The sequence below is a fragment of the endosymbiont of Riftia pachyptila (vent Ph05) genome, assembly GCF_000224455.1.
Classification (GTDB): Bacteria; Pseudomonadota; Gammaproteobacteria; order Chromatiales; family Chromatiaceae; genus Endoriftia; species Endoriftia persephonae.
The window spans coordinates 1-22,103 of record NZ_AFOC01000003.1; the positions used below are offsets into that span (position 1 = coordinate 1).

19 protein-coding genes and 2 pseudogenes are annotated in these 22,103 nt (G+C 60.9%); 17 read left to right on the forward strand and 4 right to left on the reverse strand.

The annotated features are described in order from the left end of the window. Window positions 1-230: pseudogene (locus RIFP1SYM_RS00780) on the forward strand (ion transporter); the annotation flags it as partial. Here RIFP1SYM_RS00780 and yrfG read toward each other — a convergent pair. Beyond that, complete coding sequence (yrfG, locus tag RIFP1SYM_RS00785; protein WP_006474892.1) at window positions 231-899, reverse strand: GMP/IMP nucleotidase; 669 nt, start codon at window positions 897-899, stop codon at window positions 231-233. Window positions 900-964: 65 nt separating this feature from the next. Here yrfG and nudE point away from each other — a divergent pair, with 65 nt between their 5' ends. The 3 genes and pseudogenes from nudE (at window position 965) to RIFP1SYM_RS00800 (ending at window position 3,490) form a co-directional block, all read left to right on the forward strand. After that, entirely contained in the window at window positions 965-1,504 is a 540-nt protein-coding gene (gene nudE / locus RIFP1SYM_RS00790) for an ADP compounds hydrolase NudE (protein WP_006474891.1), read from the forward strand. Further along, a pseudogene (gene cysQ / locus RIFP1SYM_RS00795) lies at window positions 1,501-2,309 on the forward strand (3'(2'),5'-bisphosphate nucleotidase CysQ). The gene nudE and the pseudogene cysQ overlap by 4 nt, the downstream one beginning before the upstream one ends. Window positions 2,310-2,458: 149 nt before the next feature. After that, complete coding sequence (locus tag RIFP1SYM_RS00800; RefSeq protein ID WP_006474889.1) at window positions 2,459-3,490, forward strand: thioredoxin family protein; 1,032 nt, start codon at window positions 2,459-2,461, stop codon at window positions 3,488-3,490. On the opposite strand, the gene RIFP1SYM_RS00805 is transcribed toward RIFP1SYM_RS00800, so the two are convergent. After that, window positions 3,487-3,921: a hypothetical protein gene (locus RIFP1SYM_RS00805; protein WP_005958611.1), complete on the reverse strand. Its 435-nt coding sequence runs from the start codon at window positions 3,919-3,921 to the stop codon at window positions 3,487-3,489. The genes RIFP1SYM_RS00800 and RIFP1SYM_RS00805 overlap by 4 nt on opposite strands. A gap of 118 nt (window positions 3,922-4,039) precedes the next feature. Between RIFP1SYM_RS00805 and RIFP1SYM_RS00810 the strand changes: the two genes are divergently transcribed. Then, a complete protein-coding gene (locus RIFP1SYM_RS00810; RefSeq protein ID WP_005958612.1) occupies window positions 4,040-5,149 on the forward strand; it encodes a GGDEF domain-containing protein in 1,110 nt (369 codons plus the stop codon). Here the strand turns inward: RIFP1SYM_RS00810 and RIFP1SYM_RS00815 are convergent. Then, window positions 5,146-8,478 (reverse strand): AsmA family protein, encoded by a 3,333-nt coding sequence (locus RIFP1SYM_RS00815; RefSeq protein ID WP_240991982.1) that lies wholly within the window; start codon window positions 8,476-8,478, stop codon window positions 5,146-5,148. The genes RIFP1SYM_RS00810 and RIFP1SYM_RS00815 overlap by 4 nt on opposite strands. Before the next feature lie 243 nt (window positions 8,479-8,721). Between RIFP1SYM_RS00815 and RIFP1SYM_RS00820 the strand changes: the two genes are divergently transcribed. The 11 genes from RIFP1SYM_RS00820 to RIFP1SYM_RS00870 all read left to right on the forward strand — a co-directional run bounded on the left by RIFP1SYM_RS00820 (window position 8,722) and on the right by RIFP1SYM_RS00870 (window position 20,337). Beyond that, a complete protein-coding gene (locus tag RIFP1SYM_RS00820; protein ID WP_006474886.1) occupies window positions 8,722-9,522 on the forward strand; it encodes a hypothetical protein in 801 nt (266 codons plus the stop codon). Between the two features lie 89 nt (window positions 9,523-9,611). After that, a complete protein-coding gene (locus tag RIFP1SYM_RS00825; protein WP_006474885.1) occupies window positions 9,612-10,754 on the forward strand; it encodes a zinc-ribbon and DUF3426 domain-containing protein in 1,143 nt (380 codons plus the stop codon). Window positions 10,755-10,912: 158 nt separating this feature from the next. After that, window positions 10,913-11,908: a tRNA dihydrouridine synthase DusB gene (dusB, locus tag RIFP1SYM_RS00830; protein ID WP_240991983.1), complete on the forward strand. Its 996-nt coding sequence runs from the start codon at window positions 10,913-10,915 to the stop codon at window positions 11,906-11,908. Next, window positions 11,905-12,201, forward strand: coding sequence for a DNA-binding transcriptional regulator Fis (gene fis / locus RIFP1SYM_RS00835; protein ID WP_010086430.1), 297 nt, complete (start codon window positions 11,905-11,907; stop codon window positions 12,199-12,201). The genes dusB and fis overlap by 4 nt, the downstream gene beginning before the upstream one ends. A 135-nt stretch (window positions 12,202-12,336) precedes the next feature. Beyond that, window positions 12,337-13,896, forward strand: coding sequence for a bifunctional phosphoribosylaminoimidazolecarboxamide formyltransferase/IMP cyclohydrolase (purH, locus tag RIFP1SYM_RS00840; protein WP_005958617.1), 1,560 nt, complete (start codon window positions 12,337-12,339; stop codon window positions 13,894-13,896). A gap of 92 nt (window positions 13,897-13,988) precedes the next feature. Next, the gene (lpxA, locus tag RIFP1SYM_RS00845; RefSeq protein ID WP_005958618.1) at window positions 13,989-14,768 is read left to right on the forward strand and encodes an acyl-ACP--UDP-N-acetylglucosamine O-acyltransferase; all 780 of its coding nucleotides are present in this window, start codon (window positions 13,989-13,991) and stop codon (window positions 14,766-14,768) included. Between the two features lie 123 nt (window positions 14,769-14,891). Further along, window positions 14,892-15,125, forward strand: coding sequence for a heavy metal-associated domain-containing protein (locus RIFP1SYM_RS00850; protein ID WP_005958619.1), 234 nt, complete (start codon window positions 14,892-14,894; stop codon window positions 15,123-15,125). 136 nt (window positions 15,126-15,261) lie between these two features. Then, window positions 15,262-16,548, forward strand: a complete 1,287-nt coding sequence (gene purD / locus RIFP1SYM_RS00855; protein WP_005958620.1) for a phosphoribosylamine--glycine ligase — start codon at window positions 15,262-15,264, stop codon at window positions 16,546-16,548. Next, window positions 16,535-16,969 carry a VanZ family protein gene (locus RIFP1SYM_RS00860; protein WP_240991655.1) on the forward strand — a complete coding sequence of 145 codons (435 nt, stop codon included), beginning with the start codon at window positions 16,535-16,537 and terminating at the stop codon, window positions 16,967-16,969. The genes purD and RIFP1SYM_RS00860 overlap by 14 nt, the downstream gene beginning before the upstream one ends. A gap of 26 nt (window positions 16,970-16,995) precedes the next feature. Further along, window positions 16,996-19,461, forward strand: a complete 2,466-nt coding sequence (locus RIFP1SYM_RS00865; protein WP_005958622.1) for a glycogen/starch/alpha-glucan phosphorylase — start codon at window positions 16,996-16,998, stop codon at window positions 19,459-19,461. Window positions 19,462-19,485: 24 nt separating this feature from the next. Continuing rightward, entirely contained in the window at window positions 19,486-20,337 is an 852-nt protein-coding gene (locus tag RIFP1SYM_RS00870; protein WP_005958623.1) for a 6-carboxytetrahydropterin synthase, read from the forward strand. Between the two features lie 16 nt (window positions 20,338-20,353). On the opposite strand, the gene RIFP1SYM_RS00875 is transcribed toward RIFP1SYM_RS00870, so the two are convergent. After that, on the reverse strand, window positions 20,354-21,340 hold the full coding sequence (locus RIFP1SYM_RS00875) for an aminoglycoside phosphotransferase family protein (protein ID WP_039959475.1): 987 nt from the start codon (window positions 21,338-21,340) through the stop codon (window positions 20,354-20,356). A gap of 216 nt (window positions 21,341-21,556) precedes the next feature. Here RIFP1SYM_RS00875 and RIFP1SYM_RS00880 point away from each other — a divergent pair, with 216 nt between their 5' ends. Further along, complete coding sequence (locus RIFP1SYM_RS00880) at window positions 21,557-22,096, forward strand: DUF4402 domain-containing protein (protein ID WP_039959480.1); 540 nt, start codon at window positions 21,557-21,559, stop codon at window positions 22,094-22,096. Window positions 22,097-22,103 lie beyond the last annotated feature (7 nt).

Sequence of the window (22,103 nt, forward strand, 5' to 3'; positions counted from 1 at the left end):
ATCTCTCCTTCATCTTCATCGTCGCCTTCGTTTTCCTGAACATGATGATCGGCATCGTGCTGGAGACCCTGCAACGGGAGCATGAGCAGTTCGCCCGGGATACCGGCGAGGGCGAGGCCGGCGAGGTGCACAACATCGAGACGCGCACCCTGCAGATGGATGAACGGCTACAGCGGATGGAGCAGATGCTGGCACAGATCAGCGCCAGCCAGGACGCCAAAAAGAGCTGATCAGCAGACCGAACGCAGACCCGCCATCACCTCGGAGAAGTCGTGAATGGCTGGGATCTCTCCCGCCTCACGCAGCGGCCCCTTGGAGTCTGGCTTGAGGATCGCCAGCAGCCAGCGGATGCCATAGCCCCGGGCCGATGCAAGCACCGAGGGGCTGTCATCAACAAACAGGGTGCGTTCACGATCAAACGGCTCCAGTGCCTGCAGCTTATCCCAGAACGCAGGATCCTCCTTCGGCAGACCCAGATCATGGGCGGTGACGATGTGATCGAAAAAGCCCGCCAGGCGGGTCCGCTCCATCTTCAACGCCAACGCCTTCTGGTGGGCGTTGGTCACCAACACCCGGCGCTTACCGGCGCACATCAGCTGATCGAGAAAATCGACCACATGCGGATGCACCTGGATCAGATGCTCCACCTCCGCCTTCAACAGCGCAATATCGAGCCCCAGCTCGCGGCTCCAGTGGTCGACACAGTACCACTCCAGAGTCCCCTCGATGCTCTTGTAGCGAGCCATCAGCTGATCCTTGGCCTCCGCATATTCCAGACTACGGGTCTCTGCGTAACGCTGTGGCACGTACTCCAGCCAGAAGTGGTTGTCGAAGTGCAGATCAAGCAGGGTGCCATCCATGTCGAGCAACACGGTATCGATTTGCTGCCAGTCAATCATCGTCAAAAGTCGGCTCCATGTTAGGCTGTGCCACCCCAGCTGGTTGCAACGAAACGAGCTCGATCATGCCACAAAAACCAAAGATCCTCAGCCGCCGCCAAGTAGTCCAGTCCCGCATCTTCCGTGTCGAGGAGATGGAGATCGAATACGCCAACGGTGAGCGCCGCACCCACGAACGGCTGCTTGGCGGCAGCAGCGGCTCGGTGCTGATCGTACCGATGCTCGACGAGGATACGGTGCTGCTGATCCGTGAATACGCCAGCGGCACCGACAACTATCAGCTCGGTCTGCCGAAGGGGCGCATCGAGGCCGGCGAGACGCCGTTGGCGGCGGCTGGGCGGGAGATCCGCGAGGAGACCGGCTACGCGGCGCGAAACCTGGAACTACTGCGCACTGTGACCATCGTACCCTCCTACATCCAGCACAATACCCATGTTATTCTGGCGCGCGATCTCTACCCGGACCGGCTCGAAGGGGATGAACCCGAGCCCATCGAGGTGGTCCCCTGGAGACTCTCAAACTGGCAGCAACTGCTGGCCCAACCCGATTTTACCGAGGCGCGCTCGATCGCCGCGCTCTGCCTGACAAGGGAATATCTGCAATGACCACACCGATCTCCATGGACCAACTCCTCGAACTCGCCAAACAGGCCGGCGACGCAATCATGGAGGTCTACAACTCCGACGACTTTGGCATCGAGCAGAAGGCTGACGACTCCCCCCTAACCAAGGCCGACCTCGCCTCCCACCAGATCATCGTCGAGGCATTGGAACGCCTCACCCCGGAGATCCCGGTGCTCTCGGAGGAGTCCGCCAAGATCCCCTTTAGACCCGCCAGAGCTGGAACCGCTACTGGCTGATCGACCCGCTCGACGGCACCCGCGAGTTCGTCAAACGCAATGGCGAGTTCACCGTCAACATCGCCCTGGTGGAAAATCAGCAGGCGACGCTCGGCGTGATCTATGCGCCGGTGCTGGAGCGCTTCTACTACGGCGTACTTGGCGAGGGGGCGTGGAAAAAACAGGGCCCGGCAGAGGCCGAGGCGATTCAGGTGCAAGCCAAGCTGCGCAGTCCAGCGATCGTCGCCGGCAGCCGCTCCCACGCCGGCAATTCGCTGATCAAATTCCTCGAAAACATCGGCCCTCACCAGCTGACATCCATGGGCAGCTCGCTGAAGTTCTGCCTGGTGGCCGAGGGCAGCGCCGATCTCTACCCACGCCTTGGCCTCACCTCCGAGTGGGACACCGCCGCTGCGCAGGCGGTAGTGGAGGCTGCCGGCGGCAAAATCACCATGCTCGATATGCAGCCGCTGCGCTACAACACCAAAGATTCGCTGCTCAACCCCTTCTTCTTCGTGTTCGGCGACAGCAGCGTCGACTGGTCGCAATACCTCGAACGCGAAAAGGAGTAATCCGAGTCCACTCTGCATATACTTGGACAAAACGTTCCGGCCAGAGTGGTCGGAACAGAACCAGCCGCTACACCAACAACAACTACCGGCGGCAGGCAGACTGATTGTTCCGGGCGCATTGGAAAAACAAACCACCAAGAGCTGTCCGCATGAAACACCATCGATCCCTCCTGCCCCTGCTGCTGTGGGGCAGCCTGCTATTGTCCGCACTCCCGGCTCTTGCTGCCGAAGATACCAAAGATCTCTTCGCCTTCGATGACTTTCCCCTGGAGGAGCCGCTCAGCCACCCCGACTGGTTCAAACACAGCTTCCTCGACCTGCAGGAGGATCTGGCCGATGTCCAACAGAGCGGCAAGCAAGGGCTGATCCTCTACTTCGGCCAGCAGCGCTGCGCCTACTGCAAGATGCTTCTGCAGGTGAACTTCGGTCTCTCTGACATCACCGCCTACACCCGCCGCCACTTCGAGGTGGTCGCAATCAACATCTGGGGCATCGACGAGGTCACCGACCTGGCTGGCGAGCTGCTCACGGAGCGGGAACTGGCCCAGCGCGAGAACACCACTTTCACTCCCTCGCTGATCTTCTACGATGAGGAAGGCCACGAGGCACTGCGGTTGCGCGGCTACTACCCACCCTACCAGTTTCGTGCTGCACTGGAGTATGTGGCCGACCGCCACTACCAGAGAGAGAGCTTTCCCGACTACCTGGCCCGCGCCGACGAGGCGACCCACTTCGAGCCCGGCGAGCTCAACGAGGAGTCCTTCTTCCTGCCGCCACCGCACAACCTCGACCGCTCCCGCTTCCCCGGCGAGCGCCCGCTGGCGGTCTTCTTCGAGCAGGGTGAGTGCCACGCCTGTGATGTGCTGCATGGCCAGCCGCTACGCGAACCCGCCATCAACAGGCTGTTCCAGCGGTTCGACAACGTGCAGCTCGACATCAACGCCGACACCCCTATCGTCATCCCCGACGGCAGACGCTCCACGGCGAAGCAGTGGGCGAAAGAACTTGGCCTCTTCTACACCCCGTCGCTGCTGTTCTTCGACGAACAGGGCAATGAGATCATCCGGGTCGACTCGGTGGTGCGCTTCTACCGGCTGCGCAACGTGGCCAACTACATCAACAGCCGCGGCTATCTCAGCGAGCCCGACTACCAACGCTGGCGGGTCTCCAACGCTCCCTAGTGGCAGAAGCGGCTCAGATAATCCTCATACTCATCCTGGCGCTGGTGCAGACGGGCGCTGTGCGACGCCTTGTAGCCGGCCCGCAACCGGTTCTCGACCCGCTGCAGCTTCTGCTCGGTACGAAAACAGCGCTCCTGTTGGCGTTTGCGCGCCCGCTCAGCCGCCCCGGCATTCGATTTTTTACGTCGCAATTTGCGTTTCTTGGCGGCAGCGGGGCGCTGCGCCGGCGCTTCAAAACCGCGAGTCTGCTCCACCACCCGGGTCTCGCTCTGCACCCCCTGCTGGCAGGGGCGCTGGCGAAACTCCACCGCACCATCCGCCATGGTACAGCGGTAGATCGACTCATCCGCTGCTGCCGTCACCGGCACACCGATCCACCCTACACACAAGCCGACACCCAACACCAAGCCGGCGAAACATCCCTGTCGCATCGCACTCTCCCTGAGTTATCCAATCCCTGACGACCAATCAGATAGTAGTCGCCACTCTTCAAGTATCAAACAGAAGCGCCGCTAACACGCCCAGTCATAGAAAGGACGACGCGCCGACATGCGGGATATGGAACGGGAAAACCGCCACCTCAAACAACGACTCAAGGAGCTGAGCAACGAGGCGCGGCGTAATGAGACGACCCTGAATCGCTTCCATCAGCGAGAGCTGGAACTGCTCTCTGCCGGCTCCCTGGCGGAACTGCTGCAGCATCTGACAGATGGCATGCGACGCTCCATGGAGCTGGCGTCGATCTGTCTGCTGCTGGAGGATCGGAAACACCATCTGCGCGACCTACTCAACAACAACGGCATCCCGGCAGAGAGCTTCCCCGCAGTACGTCTGGTCGATGATCTACAACAGGCACACCCCCATCTCACCAGCCTGCAACGAGTCTGGCTCGGCCCCTTCCTGGTACCTGAACACGCCGGTCTGTTCGACAACCCACAACAGCTGCAGAGTGTCGCACTGCTTCCGATCCCCCGCCGCGGCAAGATTATCGGCTGGATCTGCATGGGCAGCCGGCGCCACGACCGCTTCACCCGCCACCATGCCAGCGACTTCATCGAACACCTCGCCACAGTCAGTGGTGTCTGTCTGGAAAACGCCGCCAATCGCGAGCGTCTGCTGCTGAGCGGTTTTACCGACCCGCTCACCGAACTGTACAACCGCCGATATCTCGACCGACGCCTGCCTCAGGAGCTCTCCCGCTCGCACCGCTATCACCAGCCGCTCAGCTGCCTATTTGTCGATGCCGACCACTTCAAACAGATCAATGACCAACACGGCCATTCGGCGGGGGATCAGGTACTGCAGGAGCTGGCCCGGCGCCTGCGAGAGCAGCTGAGGGCGAGTGATCTGGCGATCCGCTACGGCGGCGAAGAGTTCACCCTACTCCTGCCCCACACCACGCTGGAAGAGGCACTGCGGCTAGCGGAGCGGATTCGCCAGCGTGTGGAGCGCGAACCGGTGCGGTTGGAGAGCGGCCAGACGATCCCGATCAGGGTCTCGGTCGGCGCCGCGCAGAGCCTGCCACCACCACCCGATCTACAGCCCGACCTGGAGAGCATCGCCAAGGCCCTGCTGGAAAACGCGGATCAGGCGCTCTATCTAGCGAAATCGAACGGCCGCAACCGGGTTGAGTGCATAAATCCCCAGGCGCGGGGCTAGTTGTCATAATCAAGAATACTCTCGCCGGCCCTCAGGCCAGCCTCACCCTGCTGCCTTGGTGGCTCACCACTCAGCGCCTCGTCCACTGGACTCAATACCCGCCAGATCGCACCGCCAACCCGATCCATCTGACTCCCCAGCTCGGCCTGCACCCCCTCCAGCAGCTCATTGCTCTCTTCATCCACGCCAACGCGCCGCTCCAGCTTCTGATAGGCGCTGAGGCAGGGGTTCTCATCCCCAACCCCAACATCGCCAAACGCCACCAGCAACAGCGCGGGGTTGGAGATCCCCAGTGCCACGCCGGCGATCGCTTTCAAAACACTCAGCTTGGTCGGGTTGATCTGCGGATCATGCAGCGGTCCGCTCACCGCCACCGGATTAGCGAAGGAGATCAGGGTCAGTTGCTTGGGCCGCGGATCGAGGATCATGTCGATACGATCCCGCCTGAAGTCAATCTTGCCACTCCCGGCGATGGTCAGCTCCTGAGTATCAACCAGCAGCCCCAGACTGCGCGCCACCCCCTGCTTGAGGTACCAGCGGCTCACCAGACAATTCAGATGGGTGTCGTGCTGCTTCTCGTCCTGCAGCTGGGACAGTAGCGTGGTGACCAGATCCTGCAGCTTGTAGGGTAGCTCCTGGTTGCGCAGCTTCGCCTTACCGCCAACTATCACAAGATCCCCGCTCAGGCTCTGCAGCAGCCCCCCCCAGGTGCGTGCGCCCGCATCGAGATCAAGGGTGATGTCGCTCTTGCCATCCAGGTCCCGACTCAGATCGAGGTGGCGCAGCAACTGCCCATAATCCAATGTCTTAGCGTGGGCCAACAGCTTGAACTTTTTCTGCGGCCCACGCGGATCAGCATAGAACTTGGCCCGTAGCGTACCGCCGCCGCTGAATGCCAGCTCGATCGGCACCAAGCGCAATCGCGCTCCTTTGGTCTGCAGCCGCAGCTGCCCCTTGCCGAGGCGACTCTTGCCATAGCGAAGACTCTTGAAGTCGAGATCCAGCTCCAGATCCGCTGCGGAGACCCACTCGAGCCGGATACGACGCTCGGCCATCCGCTGCGACTTTTTTCCCCGCAGGCCCGACTGGGCAGCAAACAGCTGCCTAAGATCGAGTCGCTCCGATGTCAGCGAGCCGCTCAAGGCTGGTCGGCTACCGCCCCGGCGAAGCTCGAGCCTGCCGCCGATCTGGTTGCGCCCCAGGGTGAGCGAAAACGGCTGCAGTCGTAGCCCCCGCTTCTGCAGCAGCAGGCTCATCCTGAGCCGGTGCGGCCAGCCTTTGCCCAGGCCAATTTGCCGACTCGCCCAGGCGGGCAGAGCACGCCCCTTGGCCTCGATCTGCAGCGGCCCCTGCAAACGCCAATCACTAGCCCCCAGATCGAACTTCAGGCTCGCTCCCCCTTTGGGATAGCTCGCATCAAATGCAAACCGCAGCGGCCCAGCCGATTCGACCAGCTGAGCGAGCTGCGGACCCACAGCCTTCAATTTCAGGCTTTCCCCATCGAGCTGCCCCGAGGCGGCAAACTGCAGTGGCTTTCCCGGCGCCCCTTTCAGCTGTGTCTGTTTCAGCTCCCAGCGTAAGGGCTGTTGTTTACCAAAGCCGGCGACTTCGACCACCCCACCTTGCAGGCGCAGTTGCACTCGCCCGCTTTTCGCCACTGCCTCTCGGCTTACACCTTTAGCCGACAGCTCAAGTGACATGCCGGCGAGCTTCCCCTTAAGCCCGGATTTGGGCAACAGGGTTGCGAGAGACAGCTGCGAGCCTGCCAGCTGCAGATCCCATTCACCGCCACTCAGCTGCTGTCGACCCTGGCCGGTAAACCTCTGCTTGCGCCATCGGAAGGCGACATCCTCAAGGGCAACCTGTTCGTCGGAGAGAGTGAGACGCGCCTGCACCGCATGCAACTCGGCTGCAGGCAGCTGCAAAGATTTGGCACGCACAGCCAGGTCGAGCGCAAGCGGCAGGTGCAGCATCTCTTCTGCATCGTCTGATTGCCTGCTGGCGTCGCTCAGCAGCGGGCGCAGGTTGAGTCGCTTGAAGTCCAGCTCACCTGTCAGTGTTCGCCTCCCCTGGCGTGTCTCCAGCCGCAGATCACCGCCGAAGCGGGTTTTCCCGATCCGTCCCTCGATCTGCTGCAACCGCCACTGATCCTGCGCAATCTGCAGCTTCGCAGCAAGCCGGTAGGCCCCGATGGGAACTGACGGGATTCGTGAAGGCAGCAGTGACTCGAACCGCTCCCCCTTCCACAGCAGCGACAATTCAGTCAACCGTGGCCTTGTCTCATGCAGAGCACCATCTGCCTTCAGGCTATTTTTTTTCGAGCTCAACACGATAGTGAGTGGCCGCTTTTCACCCTTCCCTCTCTCTCCAAGGGTGGCATGCAGTGAGACGGGCTGAGCATCGGCCTCTCCCTGCAGATCGATGGTCAGGCTCTGCTCGGCGATCCGGGCACTACCCTGGGTCAGCAGCAGTCTGTTGACGCCGGCAACATTGACCGCACGACCAAAGATCTGCTGCAGCGCCATCCCTTGATCGCTGGCGCGTAGTTCACCCGCAACTTCAACCCGTGCATCAGCAGCCAGGTTGAGACCGCTCAAACGCTCCCACATGGGGCTCTGCCACGCCTCAAGCAGCCACAGCAAGCGCTCCGCCTCGGTATAACCCGCCAACCGCACCCCCTCACCGGCAAAGCTGAATGAGTAGTTGGTCGGCTCATGGGCAGGAAAATCGATAACATAACGTCCGTTCATCGGGATCGAGCGGTAGCGCACATCGCCAAACAGCTCGAAATGGCCCGTCGCCCCGAGCCGACCGCTGACCGATGTGAGCTCTAGTCGATGCAAAACGCCATCTTCCAGATAGGACAGGAGTGAGTCGTCGATCTGAATCCGAGGAATCTCCGGCAACGAAGCACCGCTTGAGCTCCCACCAGACGCCCCAAACTGCCAGTTGTTGGCGTTATCTGTAGCACGTTCGAGCCGCAGATCGGCCCCCAGCAGACGCCCCTCGGCAACCTCAATGCGCCCCGCCAGCAGCGCCATGGGAGAGAGGCTGAGCTGCAACTCGCGGGCGCTGATCATCTCCGCACGAGAGGCCCAGGCGGGGTTCATCAGCGCCACCTGCCGTGCCTGCAGGGCCGGTGGAAAGAGCGATTTGAGGCGCAACTCTCCGCGCAGCTCCAGCTTACGCCCCAAGGCATCTGAAATCAGTGCGGCCAACCGGTCCTTGTGTGGCTCAAGCCAGAGCGGCAAGCTCGCAGCCGCCAGGCCCAGCGTCAGCAACACCACGGCCAGTGCAACAATGCCAAACTTCAATCCTGGGAATCGCATTATCATCCTGATGAATTTTGCACACTATGATTTAAGTAATCAGCTTGGCTGCCGATAGAGGCTAAAGCTTGCCATCCCAATGCAGGCGGAACAACGTCACACCACGCGATTTTAGGGGAGACAACAGCAGTGCTTCAGATGCATTATTCATCCACTGCGGCAGGATGTGATCATCAAGGGACCCCCATGAAAGGGAACAGACGGCAACCAATGCTCCCAAATCAGCGCCACGCAGCGCACCGGATGCTCACGGCAATATTGCTGCTGGTGGTCGCGCTGCCTGCTGCGGCGACACCCCAACTGGATCTGCACGAAAGCCCCAACTTCACCCCCGCACCGCCGATTGGCCCCAGCGATCGCACCACCGGCGCGTTCAGGATCCCGCTCAACGCCTCGATGCGGCTGGGCGACAAAACGGGCTGGGAACTCGAGGTCACCAAGCCGTCCACCATCGGCCTCTACGATTTCAAATTCGACGACATCTCTCTACCCAACCTGCCCGACCAAGTTGAGACGGTTGGCCGCCTGCCCGGGCTGCACCTACACTTGCCCGCATCGGAGCAGTGGATACTGACCCCCTTTGTCGACATCGGCACCGGCAAGGCCCGCGACGGCAAGCAGGTTGCCTGGATCTACTCCACTGGCATGGAGAGCCGCTACGCCTTTGACTGGGGCAATCACGACCTGCTGCTCGGCAACCGGGTACGCTATTCCGGCTACGCCCTGGACGACAACAGTCAGTCCGACCGATTTCTCTCGTTCGAAACCCAGCTCGACATCCATCTCCCCAAACAGAGCAACATCTTTGGCTGGAACGCCGACCTCAACATCTACGGTCTCAACCAGCTCTACATCAACGGCTCAGAGTTCACCTCACTGCAGCAAGAGAAGCAGGAGATCACCGCTCTGTGGGAGACAGGCCTTAGTGTAGACCTCTCCAACGGCGGCAAGAGCGGCTTCTCTGGACTACCGCGTATCGGCCTGGGCTATCGTTTTGGCGAAGGTGTCAGCATGTTCCGTCTGGTGCTCGACAAAGAATTTTAAACCGCCGCGCCGATCTACACCTGCCTATTGCCTGACTCATCACTTCCGTCTAACGTTAGTCCAACTGTTTCCACGCCCCCACGCTTTTGATGTTTACCCGCTGCCCCAACTGCCACACCCTGTTCAGAATCAGCCTCGATCAACTCAAGGCCGCCAACGGCCTTGCTCGTTGTTGCGAGTGTGAGGAGATATTCAATGCACTGCAGAATCTGCAGTCGCTGCCTGGGCTGCATGCAGAGGAACAGCGCCCCCCTGACACATCCGGCCAGCCCCTGGCCGATGAGAAAACCACGCTCGAGGCTAAAACCAGCGAGGCTGATGAGCTGTTTGATGCCGATGCCGAGGGCAACGAGCAGACCAGCTCCTACATGCTGCTCGACAGCGATTCGGTGATCCTCGACAGCATCGACTTCTCACTTCCAGAGAAGGGCGCGGCGGGCGTCCCCCTCGATGATATCGAGGCAAAGCAAGAGGATGAGCTGAGCGTCGACAGGGTCAACCTCAACGACTATGACCTGGACATCGACAGCAACCCCAGCCAGGAGATTGAGAGCAAAACCACCGCCCTACTCGCTGAGGCTGAAGAAGATGTCGCCCTGGTCCCAGCGGAGGATCAGCCACAGCCGAGCGACGCAGAGCCTCCTTCCACCCCGCCAGGGGAACAGAGCCAGCCCTCCTCGGCAGACAAGGAGAAGCCACCAGCCCACACACTAGATGAGGACTCCTTCGACCTGGGAGGGATCTTCATTGAGCCCGGCTACGCCAAGCAGAGCCGCCTGTGGGGCTTCGGCGCACTGCTTCTGCTAATCGTTCTAGGCGGGCAACTGACCTGGCAGTTCCGTGACCAGATCGCCGCCCATCCGCTGGGGCGCGATCTGCTGCAGCAAGCCTGCAACCAGTTCAACTGTACTCTTCCTCAACGGCGCGACCCAAAGCGTATCGTGGTGGTCGAGCGCGACCTGCGCATCCACCCAGAACATGACGACGCCCTCTATCTGCAGCTCGACATGGTCAACCAGGCAAGCTTCGAGCAACCCTTCCCCAAGCTACAGTTGAGCCTCTTCAATGAAGCGGGCAAGGCGGTCGCCCGACGCACTTTCCTGCCTGCCGAATACCTGCCGCTAAGCCTCTCCACCGATAACCTAATGCCAGCCGGACTGCCGATCCGTATCCAGATGGAACTGGTCGACCCGGGTAGCGACGTGATTGGCTTCAAGTTTGAATTCCTCTAATCTGTTCGTGGAAATAGAATCCCGGCACGCAAACACTCTATCCCACTGATATCCATGTAAATTCCACCCCACACCGACAAAACAGGTTTTACTTCATGACCTGATTGAGGGTAAGATTCACAGTCTTTCCCTCAATAAAAACCACGTGCAGCCAGGTGATGGGACTCATGCAGATCGGCCCCTACAAGCTGGAGAACAATCTGATCCTGGCGCCAATGGCTGGCGTGACCGACCACCCGTTTCGGCAACTCTGCCGGCGCTTGGGAGCCGGCATGGCGGTTTCCGAAATGGTCTCGGCAAACTCCGCACTGTGGGGCAACCGCAAGACCATGAAGCGGCTCGACCATGAGGGGGAGAGCGGCCCGATTTCGATACAGATCGTCGGCTCGGATCCGACCATGATGGCGGAGGCGGCGCGCCTCAATGTGGCGCATGGCGCCCAGATCATCGATATCAATATGGGATGCCCGGCCAAGAAGGTCTGCAAGGTCGCGGCAGGATCAGCACTGCTACGGGACAGCGCGCTGGTGGAAAAGATTCTTCAAGCAGTGGTCGACGCGGTGGATATTCCTGTCACCCTGAAGATCCGCACCGGCTGGGATACCAACAACCGTAATGGGGTAGAGATTGCACGCATCGCCGAGAACAGCGGCATCCAAGCGCTGGCGGTGCATGGCCGCACCCGTGAATGCCGTTTTGCAGGAGAGGCCGAATACGAGACGATTCGCCAGATAAAAGAGGCTGTCGCCATCCCGGTCATCGCCAACGGCGATATCGACTCCCCGGAAAAGGCGGCTGAAGTTATAAGAGAGACAAGAGCGGACGGCGTGATGATCGGCCGGGCAGCCCAGGGCAGACCCTGGATCTTCCGCGAGATCGATCACTACCTGAAGACAGGGGAAAAACTGCCAAGCCCATCGCTGAAGTGGACACAAGCAGTACTGATGGAACACCTGCAAAGCCTCTACGCATTCTACGGAGAACACCAGGGCGTACGCATCGCACGCAAGCACATTGCGTGGTACAGCAAGACCCACCCGGGTGGAGCAGGCTTCAGAAGGGAGATCAATCAGACCGACACAATCGCAGCACAACTACAACTCATAGGTCGGTTTTTTTCGATGCAAATGCAACTGGGGGAAATAGCGGCATGAACATTGAGGCAGGACTATACAGCAAGAGTGGCGAGGGGGATCTTAGCGCCACTCCGAGGAAAAAATCAGAGCCTTTGCGACAGTGCGTCCACGACGCAATGCAGCGCTACTTCGAGCACATCGACGGCCATGGTATGAGCAATCTCTACCGACTGGTGATGAACGAAGTGGAGTCACCGCTGCTGGAGAGCGTAATGGACTATACCGGCGGCAACCAGACTCGTGCCGCCGCGGTACTCGGCATCAGCCGCAGCACCCTGCGCAAAAAGCTCGCCCAGTACGGACTGGACTGAACTCCGTCCACCGAGCATAACAACGGCCACTCCGATCGCGCCTCCCTCAGTAGCACCCTGCCCGCAAGAATGAGACGCGATCGAAGCAGTAGCCCCAACTAGAAACCATTTGATAAACAAACGGATAGAGCAACCATGTCTGCAATCACCCGCGCCCTGATCAGCGTCTCTGACAAAACCGGCATCGTCGACTTCGCCCGCACCTTGGCCGACAAGGGCGTCGAGATCCTCTCCACCGGTGGTACCGCCCGCCTACTTACCGAAAACGCGATCCCGGTGATCGAGGTCTCCGAGTACACCGGCTTCCCGGAGATGATGGACGGCCGGGTGAAGACCCTGCACCCGAAGATCCACGGTGGCATCCTCGGCCGACGCGGCACCGATGACAGCGTCATGAAAGAGAACGGCATCGGCCCCATCGACCTGATCGTGGTCAACCTCTACCCCTTTGAACAGACCGTCGCCAACCCCGACTGCGATCTGCCCACCGCCATCGAAAACATCGACATCGGCGGCCCCACCATGCTGCGCGCCGCGGCCAAGAACCACACCGACGTCGCCGTGGTGGTGGATGCTGACGACTACGGCCGGGTGCTCGACGAGATGAGCGCCCGCAACGGCGAGGTCAGTCCAGCCACCCGTTTCGACCTGGCGGTCAAGACCTTCGAACACACTGCTCGCTACGACGCCGCCATCGCCAACTACCTGGGTGCCCGAGTGGGTGACGAGGCGAGCGACTTCCCACGCACCTTCTCGATGCAGTTCAAGCAGGTGCAGACCATGCGCTATGGCGAGAACCCGCACCAAAAGGCCGCCTTCTTCGTCGAACACCAGATCGACGAGGCGAGTGTCGCCACTGCCCGCCAGATCCAGGGCAAAGAGCTCTCCTACAACAACATCGCCGACACCGATGCGGCGCTGGAGTGCGTGAAGAACTTCGACGAGGGCCCGGCCTGCGTCATCGTCAAACACGCCAACCCCTGCGGCGTCGCCCTCGGCGATAATCTGCTCGACGCCTACAACCGCGCCTACAGCACCGACCCGGAGTCGGCCTTCGGCGGCATCATCGCCTTCAACGGCGAACTCGACGGCGAGACCGCCCAGGCCATCGTCGAGCGCCAGTTCGTCGAAGTGATCATCGCTCCCAAACTCTCCGCCGCCGCCATCGAGGCTGTAACCGCGAAAAAGAATGTGCGTCTACTGGAGTGTGGCGAGTGGTCCGCCGAATCGCTGCACCGTTTGGAATTCAAACGCGTCAACGGCGGCCTGCTGGTACAGGATGCCGACCTGCAGCTGAGCAACCAGATCAAGGTGGTGACCGAACGCCAACCCACCGAAGCGGAGATGCGCGACCTGCTCTTCACCTGGCGGGTCGCCAAGTTCGTCAAGTCCAACGCCATCGTCTACGGTCGAGACGGCATGACCATCGGCGTCGGCGCCGGCCAGATGAGCCGCATCAACTCCGCGCGTATCGCCGGCATCAAGGCCGAACACGCCAGCCTAGAGGTGAAGGGCTCGGTGATGGCGAGCGACGCCTTCTTCCCCTTCCGTGACGGCATCGACAGCGCCGCCGAAGCGGGCATCGCCGCAGTGATCCAGCCTGGTGGTTCGATGCGTGACGAAGAGGTGATCGCCGCCGCCAACGAACATGGCATGGCGATGGTCTTCACCGGCATGCGGCACTTTCGTCACTGATCGGCTTTACCACGAAGAACACAAAGCACAAGAAGAAATAATGGCTAACGCCCTAGTGTTCTTTGTGCCCTTTGTGGTGAGACGCTGTTTCCATGAATAAGATCCATCCCACCGCCATCATCGAGGACGGTGCCGAGCTGCACCCATCGGTCAGCGTCGGCCCCTTCTCCATCATCGAGGGCGGCGTCTTCATCGGCGAGGGCTGCGTGATCGAGAGCGGGGTGCGCATCTTCAGCGGCACGACCCTGGGCAAAAACAACCGCGTTTACAGCGGCGCCATGCTGGGTTGCGAACCCTTGGATCTCAGCTTCACTCCGGAGAAGAGCCGCCCGTTGCTGATCGGCGACAACAACCACTTCAGAGAGGGCGTCAACTTCAGTCGCGGCGTGAAGAGCGAGGACGGCACCATCATCGGCAGCGGCAACTACTTCATGTCTAACTGCCACGTCGGCCACGACTGCCGTTTTGGCGACCACAACGTAGTCGGCTCTTACACCGCCTTTGCCGGCCATGCATCCGTCAGCAACAAGGCCTTCATCTCTGGCCTAGCGGGAATCCATCAGTTCTGCCGCATCGGCGACAACGTCATGATCGCCGGCTGCGCCAAGGTGGTTAAAGACGTCCCCCCCTTCACCACCTGCGACGGCAACCCAGCGCGCATCCTAGGGCTCAACGCAGTGGGGCTGCGCCGTAACGGCTTCGATGCAACGGCCCGCAAATCGATCAAACAGACCTACAAGATCCTCTACCACTCAGACCTCAACATCTCCCAGGCTCTGGAACAGCTGCGCGGTGAGCCCCAGGGCAGCGAGGCGCAGCGCATCATCGCCTTCTTCGAAGCCAGCGAACGTGGTGTCACCACACACAAGTAGCCGCACCACCACGCCTTATAGGGCTTTTCCGCTTTACCTTCACGCCAGCCTGGTCTATCTCTTCTACATGACCCTCACTGAGGCGACCTACTGACCTCCAGTCAACCCTAAGGTGGTGCTACCATGCCAAACACCTGTACTGATGTAGTGATCCATATCGTCGAAGAGCTAGACGACGCCAACATCAACGCCATCGAACGTGAACTGTCCAGTGTCGACGGGGTGGTCTCGGCCTGCGTCAACGAGAAGGCCCGTCATCTCATCCTGGTCGACTACGATCCTGCCGACATCCACGCCAGCGAGCTGCTGCACAAGGTCGAACACCGCGGACTGCACGCCCAGCTGGTGGGCCTGTAACACGCAGACCCGTCGCCCCACTCAACAAGGCCCTGCGGGGCCTTTTTCATGCCGCCCCTCACTCCGCAACGATACAAACCCGTCCCATGAAACGGTATCATTGCGCCAGTTTCCATAACGCCTGAAGTAGAACACCATGAAGATACTCGTCATCGGCTCCGGTGGCCGAGAACACGCCCTCGCCTGGAAGGCGGCCCAGTCTCCTTTGGCCGACAAGGTCTTCGTCGCCCCTGGCAATGCCGGCACCGCGCTGGAACCGAAGCTGGAGAATGTAGCGATCAGCGTCGAGGACATCGATGCGCTGGTCAGCTTCGCCAAAACCAACGCGATCGGCCTGACCATCGTCGGCCCCGAAGTGCCACTGGTGATCGGCCTGGTGGACGCCTTCACTGCAGCCGGCCTGAAGTGCTTCGGCCCGACCCAGGGCGCGGCCCAACTGGAGGGCTCCAAATCCTTCACCAAGGACTTCCTCGCCCGCCACCAGATCCCTAGCGCCGACTATAAAACCTTCACCGAGATCGAGCCGGCACTCGCCTATCTGCAGCAGCAGGGTGCGCCGATCGTGATCAAAGCCGACGGCCTGGCCGCCGGCAAAGGCGTCATCGTCGCGATGGATCTGCAGACCGCCGAGGCAGCGGTGAAGGATATGCTCGCCGGCAACGCTTTCGGTGAGGCGGGTCACCGGGTGGTGATCGAGGAGTTCCTCGACGGCGAGGAGGCGAGCTTCATCGTCATCGCTGACGGCGAACATGTGCTGCCAATGGCCACCAGCCAGGACCACAAGCGCGCCGGCGACGGCGACACTGGCCTCAACACCGGCGGCATGGGGGCCTACTCGCCGGCACCGGTGGTCAGCGAGGCGATCCACCAGCGCATCATGGATGAGGTGATCCTGCCCACCATCAAGGGCATGGCTGCAGAGGGGCTGCCCTACACCGGCTTCCTCTACGCCGGGCTGATGATCATGGCCGACGGCACCCCCAAGGTGATCGAATACAACTGCCGCTTCGGCGACCCGGAGACCCAGCCGATCATGCTGCGGATGCGCTCCGACCTGGTGGCCCACTGCCTCGCCGCCATCAACGGCCAGCTCGATAGTGAGACCACCGAATGGGATCCACGCGCCGCTCTCGGCGTGGTGCTCGCCGCCGGCGGCTACCCCGGCGACTACGCCAAGGGCAGGGTAATCTCCGGTCTACCTGAAAGCGAGTGCGATGGCGAGAAGGTGTTCCACGCCGGCACCGCAGAGCAGGATGGCCAGGTGCTCACCGCCGGCGGCCGGGTGCTCTGCGCCACCGCCCTGGGCGAGGACGTCGCCACGGCCCAAGCACGGGCCTACCAGCTCGCACGCAGCATCAGCTGGGAAGGGGTCTATCTGCGCAACGACATCGGCTATCGTGCGGTGGCCCGTGAGCAGAGCTGATACTGGTCAGCCGGGGAGAGGACCAATCACGCCACTCACCCTCGGCTTCCGGGCGGCTCTTATGCTGGCGCTGCTGGCGATCACCCATCTGGCCACCACCAGCATCGACTACCCGATGGTCTCCAGTGTCTGGGACAAGCTGGAGCACAGCAGTGCGTTTCTCTGCCTGGCGCTGCTGAGCGACTTCAGCTTCCCACACTCACGCTGGGACCGGCGCAAGTGGCTGCCGCTGCTCGGCTACGGTCTGCTGATCGAGCTAATCCAGCACTTTCTGCCCGACCGCCACTTCTCGCTGCTCGACCTGGGAGCCGACGCGATCGGCCTACTGGTCTATCCGCTGCTGTTACCACTACTGCTGCGACTACCCCTGCTGTCGCGCCACTGCCATACTGGGGACGATCAGCAAAAGGCGGCCGACTGAATCGCCAACAAGCCCCAGGAACGCCCATGAGTAGCAGCAACCGCTTCAAATTCGACTTTCTCGCCTCCAAGCCGAAGGCGATCCAGCGCTCGGTCTCCAACCATCTGGTCTACACCATCGGCAAGGATCCCTTCACCGCCACCGACCACGACTGGATGATGGCCTTCTGCCATGTGGTGCGAGACCGGCTGATCGAACGCTGGATGGAGACCCAGCGCAGCTACTACCGCAACGACGCCAAGCGAGTCTACTACCTGTCGATGGAGTTCCTGATCGGTCGCAGCCTGACCAACAGCCTGCTCAACATGGATATCCACGACGCCTGCAGCAGCGCCCTGCACCGGCTCGGCATCGAACTGGAGCGACTGCGCAACCTGGAGCACGACGCCGCGCTGGGCAACGGCGGCCTGGGGCGGCTGGCGGCCTGCTTTCTCGACTCAATGGCGACCCTCGACCTGCCCGGCATCGGCTACGGCATCCGCTTCGAGTACGGCATGTTCCGCCAGCGCATCGAAAACGGCCAACAGGTCGAGCACCCGGAGAACTGGCTAGCGCACGGCAACCCATGGGAGTTCCCGCGCCCAGAGGTGGCCTACAAGGTGCGCTTTGGCGGTCGGGTACTGGAGTATCAGGGGCCGAACGGACGGCGTCAGTTCGACTGGATCGAGGGTGATCTCGTGCTCGCCCAGGCCTACGATACGCCGATCCCCGGCTACAAAAACGACACCGTCAACAACCTGCGGCTGTGGAGCGCCAAAGCGCATCAGGCGTTCGACCTGAGCTGCTTCAACATGGGCGAATACAGCAGCGCAGTGGAGGAGAAGACCCTCTCGGAGAATATCTCCAAGGTGCTCTACCCCGACGACAGCAGCAGCCAGAATCGCGAGCTGCGCCTCAAGCAGCAGTACTTCTTCGTCTGCGCCTCACTCAAGGATATCCTGCGCCGCTTCTTCTCCGACCACAACGATATCCACGAGCTGCCGGAGCGGGTCGCCATCCAGCTCAACGACACCCACCCTGCCATCGCTATCCCGGAGCTGATGCGGGTGCTGATCGACAAGTACCATTTGGAGTGGCAGCTGGCCTGGGAGATCACCACCAAGATCTTCTCCTACACCAACCACACCCTGCTGCCAGAGGCCCTGGAGAGCTGGCCGGTGGAGCTGCTAGGGCGGCTGCTGCCACGCCATCTGCAGCTGATCTATGAGATCAACCGCCGCTTTCTGCTGATGGTGGCCAACCTCCACCCTGGCGACACCGAGCGGCAGCGGCGGCTCTCGGTGATCGATGAGCAGGATGGCCGGCGGGTGCGCATGGCGCATCTGGCGATCATCGGCAGCCACAAGGTCAATGGCGTCTCGGCCCTCCACTCCGGACTGCTGAAGTCATCGACCTTCCACGACTTCGATGAGTTCTATCCTAACAAGATCATCAACATCACCAATGGCATCACCCCACGCCGTTGGCTCTATCAGGCCAACCGCCCCCTCTCGGCACTGATCTGCGAGGCGATCGGCGACGCCTGGGTGCGTGACCTGAACCAGCTCGAGGCGCTGATCCCGCTGGCCGACGACAGCAGCTTTCAGGAGCGATTCGCCGCAGCCAAACTGGTCAACAAACAGCGCCTTGCAGAGCTGGTTAAGTTCCACCTGGGGCAACAGATCGACCCCCACACCCTGTTCGATGTACAGGTGAAACGGATCCATGAATACAAGCGCCAACTGCTCAACCTGATGCGGGTGATCGCCCACTACAATCGCCTGCTCGACGCCCCCGACGCCGAGGTGGTGCCACGCACCTACATCTTCGGCGGCAAGGCGGCCCCCGGCTACTTCATGGCGAAGCTGATCATCCGCCTGATCAACGATGTGGCCGACGTCATCGACAACGACCAAGCAGTTAACAAACGGCTGAAGGTGCTGTTCATCCCCAACTACGATGTCACCACCGCGGCCGACATCATCCCCGCAGCGGAGCTGTCGCAGCAGATCTCCACCGCTGGCATGGAGGCCTCTGGCACCGGCAACATGAAGCTGGCGCTCAACGGCTCACTCACCATGGGCACCCTGGACGGCGCCAATGTGGAGATCCGCGACCAGGTGGGAGCAGAGAATATCTTTATCTTCGGCCTCACCACCGACCAAGTGAAACAGCGCTGCCAGCAGGGTTACCATCCACGCTACCACTTCGAGTCCGAGCCGCTGCTGCGGCGGGTGGTAGAAATGATCGGCAACGGTTTCTTCTCGCCTGAAGAGCCGGAGCGCTACAAACCACTGGTGGAGAGCCTGCTGGATCGCGATCACTTTATGGTGATGGCCGACTTCCAGGCCTACCTTGAGTGCAGCGATCGGGCCGATGCCATCTACCGCCAGCCAGAGATCTGGAACCAGATGGCGATACTCAACACCGCGCAGATGGGCTACTTCTCCAGCGACCGCACCATCCAGGAGTATGCGCAGCAGATCTGGCAGATCGCCCCGATCCAGCGTTAATCAGCAGCGAACCGTTCAAAATCCATGACCCGACTCTTCGTCAACCGCCTGACTGTTATCGACTTCTCCTACCTGGACCCGCATCGTGGCCTTCTCGGCGAGAGCTGGCTGGTCGATGTAGAGTTGGAGGGCGGACTCGACGCCCAAGGCATGGTACTCGACTTCGCCGAGGTCAAACGCCAAGTCAAGCAGAGCCTGGACCAGCACTTCGACCACAAACTATTAGTGCCCAACGCCAACCCCGGGCTCAAGTTGACCCAGCAGGGCGAGATGTTGGAGCTGCAATTTACGCTGGACAATGGCCGCTTCATCCACCACCGCTCACCAACCGATGCCATCTGCCTGATCGATGCGCTGCGGATCGACAGCGAGGCGGTCACCCAGGCCATCGAGGCGACTCTGACACCGCTGATGCCCACCAATGTAAAGCGGCTCGGCATCCACCTCTACCCTGAACCCTGCGACGGCGCCTGCTACCAATACAGCCACGGCCTGCAACAGCACGCCGGCAACTGCCAGCGCATCGCCCACGGCCACCGCTCGCCGATCCAGATTCTGCGCAACGGCCAGCGCGACGCGACACTGGAGCAGGAGTGGGCCGCACGCTGGCGCGATATCTTCATCTGTAGCCGCAGCTACGTTCAGGGCGAGAACGTCGAAGATGGGGTGCGCTATCTACAGATCGCCTACCAAGCCGCGCAGGGGCCGTTCGAGCTGCAACTCCCGGCCAGTTGCTGCTACCTGATCGACACTGACTCCACAGTAGAGAATTTAGCGCAGCACATCGCCGAGACCCTCAAAGCGGAACACCCTTCAGAACACTTTTTGGTGCGCGCCTATGAGGGGGTGGGAAAGGGGGCAATCGGCGAAGCCTGACGTGCCCCCAAGCGGGCTAAGCCTTCAGCGCAGGCAAAACTCGCTCATCAATCAACAACGCAAGTGCCGACAGCTCAGGGTAATCCGCCGCCACCGAGACGATATAGCCCAGGGTGCGGGGGATATCCTTCAGATAGCCCGGCTTGCCGTCGCGTCGGTTGAGGCGGGCGAAGATCCCGGCCGCTTTCAGGTGGCGCTGTACCCCCATCAGATCGAACCAGCGCAGGAAGCGGTCCTCGTGCTCATCGCTCAACACCCCCGACTGCACCGCCAGTTCGTAGTAGCCCAGCGCCCAAGCCCGCACCCACGACTTCGGCCACTCGATGTAGCAGTCGCGCAGTAGCGAGACCAGATCGTAGGTGACCGGGCCAACCACTGCGTCCTGAAAGTCGATGACCCCGGGGTTGTGGCGCTCGGTGAACATCAAGTTGCGCGAATGAAAGTCACGATGCACACAGACCTGAGATTGTTCCAGCGCACTCTGTGCCAGCAGGGCGAAGCTCTCGTCGAGCATCGACTGCTCTTCTGTGCTGAGTGTCAGCCCAAGCTGTCGCCCAAGCAGCCAGTCACGGAACAGCTCCATCTCTCGCTGCAGCAGCGCCTCATCATAGGGCGGAAGCCCCTCCCGTGGACCACAGGCCTGGATCGTCATCAGCGCACCAAGGGCATCACCGTAGAGGCGCTCGACACTAGTTTCATCCAGTTCATCGAGATAGAGCCGATTGCCTAGGTCACTCAGCAACAGATAGCCGTTTTCGATGTCCCGCGCATGGATGTGTGGCACGTTCAGGCCGATCGCCTCAAACGCCTCGGCGACTTGGATGAAGGGGGCAGTGTCTTCCTGGGCAGGCGGCGCATCCATCGCGATAAAGCTGCCGTGGCTGTTTGTGATACGGAAATAGCGACGGAAGCTAGCATCGTCGGAGGCCGGCTCGAAGTGGTAGTCGCCCAGATCGGGGAGGCTGTTCAGCCAGGATTTCAGTTGTTCGATACGTTGTGACATGGTTGCGGCCCGCTGGGGCTTCAGGTGTCTGGATGTGGGAGTATATCGAACAGCGTGCTCGACTGCCCTCAACCTCTTAACTCCAATCACAGTAAACCGATAGTTCGAACAGCATCACAGACGGCAGAAAAACCATGTCGTAGTTATTGCCATACCCTCTCCATCATCCCAAAATTTCCCTGGTAAACACGCAATTCAGGCAACAGGAGCCTTGCGATGGCGATCAGCCCCTCTGACTCCGCCCGCAACAGAGGCGGCACCTTTTGTCACCGGCAACCGTTCATCGAGTTGCTGCTGTGCATTCTCACAGTCTCTGCTTTTAGCACGAACACCATCGCAGCAGGCGATGACGGCAACCGCCGTGCAGCGCTGGTTATCCGAGAAATAGAGCCTCTCTCTTTTGGCCGGATCATCACCCAGAGCAACAGAGAAACCATCATCTCGATTGAACCGCAGACAGGCCACCGGCATTTTGGGGGAAGCACTGCCGAGGCAAGCGGCTTCCACAAACCGGCCCACCTGCTGATTGAAGGGGAACCAAATGCAAAGGTACGTCTTCTGCTCCCCCATAGCAGATCGTCGGATAGCAGAAACGAAGCCGTCCTGGAAAACTTTCGCTGCTATCCGGAAGGCCCCATCGTATTGGCTCCCAATGGTCGCGCAGAGGTCTTTATCGGTGCCGATCTGCGATTGCCACCGCGCTTTGGCAGGCCGGTCAGAACCCGGATCAGCATTGATGCAGAGTATCTCGATTGACAGCCTG

Bases quoted from the DNA above. Each gene is read 5' to 3' on its own strand.
- yrfG (WP_006474892.1), bottom strand. From the start codon at position 899: ATGATTGACTGGCAGCAAATCGATACCGTGTTGCTCGACATGGATGGC.
- nudE (WP_006474891.1), top strand. From the start codon at position 965: ATGCCACAAAAACCAAAGATCCTCAGCCGCCGCCAAGTAGTCCAGTCC.
- RIFP1SYM_RS00800 (WP_006474889.1), top strand. From the start codon at position 2,459: ATGAAACACCATCGATCCCTCCTGCCCCTGCTGCTGTGGGGCAGCCTG.
- RIFP1SYM_RS00805 (WP_005958611.1), bottom strand. From the start codon at position 3,921: ATGCGACAGGGATGTTTCGCCGGCTTGGTGTTGGGTGTCGGCTTGTGT.
- RIFP1SYM_RS00810 (WP_005958612.1), top strand. From the start codon at position 4,040: ATGCGGGATATGGAACGGGAAAACCGCCACCTCAAACAACGACTCAAG.
- RIFP1SYM_RS00815 (WP_240991982.1), bottom strand. From the start codon at position 8,478: ATGCGATTCCCAGGATTGAAGTTTGGCATTGTTGCACTGGCCGTGGTG.
- RIFP1SYM_RS00820 (WP_006474886.1), top strand. From the start codon at position 8,722: ATGCTCACGGCAATATTGCTGCTGGTGGTCGCGCTGCCTGCTGCGGCG.
- RIFP1SYM_RS00825 (WP_006474885.1), top strand. From the start codon at position 9,612: ATGTTTACCCGCTGCCCCAACTGCCACACCCTGTTCAGAATCAGCCTC.
- dusB (WP_240991983.1), top strand. From the start codon at position 10,913: ATGGGACTCATGCAGATCGGCCCCTACAAGCTGGAGAACAATCTGATC.
- fis (WP_010086430.1), top strand. From the start codon at position 11,905: ATGAACATTGAGGCAGGACTATACAGCAAGAGTGGCGAGGGGGATCTT.
- purH (WP_005958617.1), top strand. From the start codon at position 12,337: ATGTCTGCAATCACCCGCGCCCTGATCAGCGTCTCTGACAAAACCGGC.
- lpxA (WP_005958618.1), top strand. From the start codon at position 13,989: ATGAATAAGATCCATCCCACCGCCATCATCGAGGACGGTGCCGAGCTG.
- RIFP1SYM_RS00850 (WP_005958619.1), top strand. From the start codon at position 14,892: ATGCCAAACACCTGTACTGATGTAGTGATCCATATCGTCGAAGAGCTA.
- purD (WP_005958620.1), top strand. From the start codon at position 15,262: ATGAAGATACTCGTCATCGGCTCCGGTGGCCGAGAACACGCCCTCGCC.
- RIFP1SYM_RS00865 (WP_005958622.1), top strand. From the start codon at position 16,996: ATGAGTAGCAGCAACCGCTTCAAATTCGACTTTCTCGCCTCCAAGCCG.
- RIFP1SYM_RS00870 (WP_005958623.1), top strand. From the start codon at position 19,486: ATGACCCGACTCTTCGTCAACCGCCTGACTGTTATCGACTTCTCCTAC.
- RIFP1SYM_RS00875 (WP_039959475.1), bottom strand. From the start codon at position 21,340: ATGTCACAACGTATCGAACAACTGAAATCCTGGCTGAACAGCCTCCCC.
- RIFP1SYM_RS00880 (WP_039959480.1), top strand. From the start codon at position 21,557: ATGGCGATCAGCCCCTCTGACTCCGCCCGCAACAGAGGCGGCACCTTT.